Source organism: Streptomyces sp. NPDC059696 (assembly GCF_042733745.1).
Lineage (GTDB): Bacteria > Actinomycetota > Actinomycetes > Streptomycetales > Streptomycetaceae > Streptomyces.
This window is the reverse complement of sequence record NZ_JBHWFG010000128.1, coordinates 1-1,143: the sequence shown is the minus strand read 5'-3', so window position 1 is coordinate 1,143 and position 1,143 is coordinate 1. Positions and strand designations below refer to the sequence as shown.

Below are 1,143 nucleotides of genomic sequence, written 5' to 3'. Positions count from 1 at the left end.
GCGGCCGGGTCCTGCACCACCTACGCCGACTGCTGCCCGACCCGCGCAACACCGTCGTCGTCGTAGGCTTCGCCGCGGCCGGAACACGCGCCAGAGACCTCGTGGACGGCGCCCCTGCACTCAAGATGTTCGGCGAGTACATCCCCGTCCGCGCGGAGGTCGCCGACGTTCCGCACTTCTCCGCGCACGCCGACGAGGATCAGATCCTCGACTGGCTGCGCGGCGCCCCGCCCCCGCACACGACGTACGTGGTGCACGGCGAGCCGTCGGCGGCTGCGACGCTGCGCACCCGCATCTCCGACGAGCTCGGCTGGACCGCCGTCGTCCCACGCTCGGGAGAAGCCGTGCTGGTCCGATGACCGACTCCGATGACCGGCCCCAGCCTCACCAATTCACACCACAGACCTGCTCGCCGGCGTTGAGGAGAGGATCATGACTCCACACCCCTACACCGTGGCCGACGTCATGACGAAGAAGGTCGTCGCGGTCGCGCCGAAGGCGTCGTTCAAGGACATCGTGACCGCCATGTCACGGTGGTCCGTCAGCGCTCTCCCGGTCATCGAAGGGGAGGGCCATGTCGTGGGGGTGGTCTCGGAGGCCGACCTGCTGCCGAAGGAGGAGTTCCACGAGCGGCGTCCCGGTCTCGTGGAACAGATGCGCCGTCTGGACGCGACGGCCAAGGCAGGCTCGTCGTCCGCCGAGGACCTGATGACCCGGCCGGCCCTCACCATCGCCCCGGACGCGCCGCTGCCGCAGGCCGCCCGACTGATGGCCACCCGCGGAGTGAAGCGCCTGCCGGTCGTCGAGGGGGACATCCTCAAAGGCATCGTCAGCAGGTCGGACCTGCTCAAAGTCTTCCTCAGGCCTGACGACGAGCTCGCCGAGGCGGTACGGGAACAGGTGGTCGCGCGGCTCTTCCCCGTGTCGCGGGAGCAGGTGACCGTTCAGGTCGATGCGGGCGTCGTGACGATGTCGGGTGTGGTCAGGGAATCACGCCTGCTCCCGGTGGCAACCCGTCTGGCACGGGCTGTCGAAGGAGTGGTCGACGTACAGTGCGAGCTGACCGCTGCCGAAGCCGGGTGAAGGGCATCCCACGCCGCCGTGCGTGACCCTGATCGGCGGCGCATGCTCGAAGTATGTCCC

General features: G+C 69.1%; 2 protein-coding genes. Both read left to right on the top strand.

Translation table 11 applies throughout. The annotated features are described in order from the left end of the window. Positions 1-359, top strand: a 359-nt coding sequence (locus tag ACFV20_RS37075) for an MBL fold metallo-hydrolase RNA specificity domain-containing protein (protein WP_385665557.1), incomplete at its 5' end; no start/stop codon positions are given. 73 nt (positions 360-432) lie between these two features. Then, on the top strand, positions 433-1,083 hold the full coding sequence (locus ACFV20_RS37070; RefSeq protein ID WP_073772190.1) for a CBS domain-containing protein: 651 nt from the start codon (positions 433-435) through the stop codon (positions 1,081-1,083). Positions 1,084-1,143: the final 60 nt, after the last annotated feature.

Excerpts from the sequence above, each read along its gene's own strand:
- ACFV20_RS37070 (WP_073772190.1), top strand. The coding sequence starts at position 433 with ATGACTCCACACCCCTACACCGTGGCCGACGTCATGACGAAGAAGGTC.